Below are 2,310 nucleotides of genomic sequence, written 5' to 3' on the forward strand. Positions count from 1 at the left end.
CCGATGTGGATATTGAGACATCCATCGTTGATGATCTGATCGCGCGTAATGCCTCTGGCCGCGAGCTCGCGCAGGTGGGAAGAATTGATCTGGGCTGGCCCCATGTCATATGTCCCATTGGTGTTCTTCACGATCTGGCCAACATGCCCTCCTTCTGTTGCAAGCAGGCCTAAAAACAGGGGCACTGAAATCCGATACTGGCTTGCCGCGTTCACTGCGCATGTGCGCAGGTCTGCGGGGAGAGCTGATGGAATGGACAATGGCACAGAAGGGGAGGGCGGTTTTTGTACATCCACGGGTTTATTCTGGACGGCATAGGCCAGTATCCATGCGCCGGCCGCAATATTTATGCAGGCGTTGTTTTTGACTGCCTCCGGTGAAAACCCGGCTTTTTCCAGAATTGGCAGCCAGCCGGGCTGTATACCCATAGGACCGATCGCACCGTCATGACTTTTGCGGATGATCTGCAGAATGGATGCGGGCTGGACATGGTAGTATTCAGCAATCTGGTCAACGCAGGGTGGTATGATCATGACGGGTCTCGAAATGTGGGAAGCTTAGGGAGTTCAGGCACTACAGACGGAGTTTCGCATGCTGCAGTGCCTGCCTCAGGTTGAGGTGGACACGTTGTTCGCTGTTACTGGTAAACGTGATAGCAAACGCTGCTGACTCTGTTTTCTGGGCTTATCGACCAGCCCTGACCCGGCGGGACAACGAATGTCATGGTCTGATCGACACGTGAGTTGTCGCCGCTCCATTCAATATGCGCCACCGACTGGCCGTTCACATAGGCGTCTGCGGTAGCGCCCTTATGGCCGGCATAGACAACGGCCTCGACCAGGATGGGAAGGTCTGATGAGTTCAGCGTATAATAACTCCATCCATCACAGGACGCCTGAATGAGGGTAGCAAAGGATGCGCCGAGAACTCTCCAGCTTCCGTTCACACAGTTTAGGGTGTTTCCGTTCTGATCCCGGGCGAGATCTCCGGTCTGGGTTGTGAACGTGTCCTGGGCATTATTGGACTCAACGCTGTCCATAACGCCGGTGTTGATGGCGACCCCATCGCATGGTGCACCATTTTGCGCGATATAGTTGGGGCGGAACACCTGACCACGAATGTCTTTGGTGGCGTTAACCCTGCCGTCTTCGCTGATGTAGGCGTTGGCATTTTTATTATCATCGTCACTCCCAGCACTCAGGGAGCCATAGGCATGCACATCCCCGGCGCTGTTGATGTTATTCCCTGTCATATTCAGGGGGGCATTCATGGCGTTGAGTTCCTCATGGCCGGATATGGCATCGCGGTAGAGATAGTTCGGGTTGTTGTCAGCATCATCAGCTGATGCCACCAGTCCGACCAGATGGCCTGCACCGGGATTGGGGAAGCCGGAAATTGTCTGGGACCATGTGCCACTAGCCCCGACGGCCATATTGGAATTCAGGCCATTGATCAGTCCGTTTGGCGGGACGTAGCCCCCTTGAGCGCCCGCTTTGAGCGCAATGGCAACGGCATCCTTGGGAGACAGGGTAAGGCCGCCGTAAGAAATGATCCGGCCGTCCAGCACGCCACTATCAGATTGCGTGATGTAAGCTGTCCAGGTCTGATTGTAGGGGTTGGTGCTGGTGAACCCGGCCGGGAGGTCGCGTTCCTTGATCAATGTGGCCAGAGAAACAGCTGTGGAGCTGCCAACCGGAATGGTGTTGATCAGTTCGTTGCTATGGGCGCGGATATATTTTTTGACGCCGGCAAGAAGAATATCAAACTGTCCTCCCGTTACAGCGATGACGGAACGGTTATTCGCATCCTGCGTCATGCTGTAATAGCGGACTGTGGGCCATAGCGATACCAGTATGGCTGCGAGTACGGCAATAAGGGAAGCCATCTAGAACCTCGGACCTGTGAATGTGACAACAGAGATGATGTCCCCTTCCGGGACAGAGACTGGCAGGTTCCCCATGTTGCCAAAAAATGGGGAAGACCAGCTTGTATCGTGTGCGATCCCGATGCTTCGGTCGCCATCGGCCAGTCGGATCGTGTCTGCGATGACGTCTGGTGGGAGAGGCATCCAGGTTACGATGGTCGTCCCATCTTTCCCTTTGGACACATCATTCCCCACACCAGGCAGAAAGAGCGTTTCATTGGCCATGCCAATATCCGACAGGTTCAGGCTTCCCGAGAAGTCCGGGTGTCGGTCTACGTAAGATTGCACAGCACTTCGGTAAGCCAGCCATTGTTGGGCGGCGTTGCTGGGTTCTTCGTAGATGGTCTGCTGCAGGGCTAGAGTAGCTAGCCCTTTCGTGTCAGCAA

General features: G+C 55.0%; 3 protein-coding genes. All 3 read right to left on the reverse strand.

Annotated features, from left to right (window positions below; all coding sequences use genetic code 11):
* Window positions 1-533 (reverse strand): hypothetical protein (locus tag HK20_RS12665; protein WP_086647391.1); only part of this gene is annotated, 533 nt, incomplete at its 3' end.
* 104 nt (window positions 534-637) lie between these two features.
* Window positions 638-1,885, reverse strand: coding sequence for a shufflon system plasmid conjugative transfer pilus tip adhesin PilV (gene pilV / locus HK20_RS12670; protein ID WP_086647392.1), 1,248 nt, complete (start codon window positions 1,883-1,885; stop codon window positions 638-640).
* The coding region (gene pilM, locus HK20_RS12675) for a type IV pilus biogenesis protein PilM (protein WP_086647393.1) at window positions 1,886-2,310 on the reverse strand (425 nt) is incomplete at its 5' end.

The organism is Acetobacter sp. DsW_54 (assembly GCF_002153575.1).
In the GTDB taxonomy this organism is placed as follows: domain Bacteria; phylum Pseudomonadota; class Alphaproteobacteria; order Acetobacterales; family Acetobacteraceae; genus Acetobacter; species Acetobacter fabarum.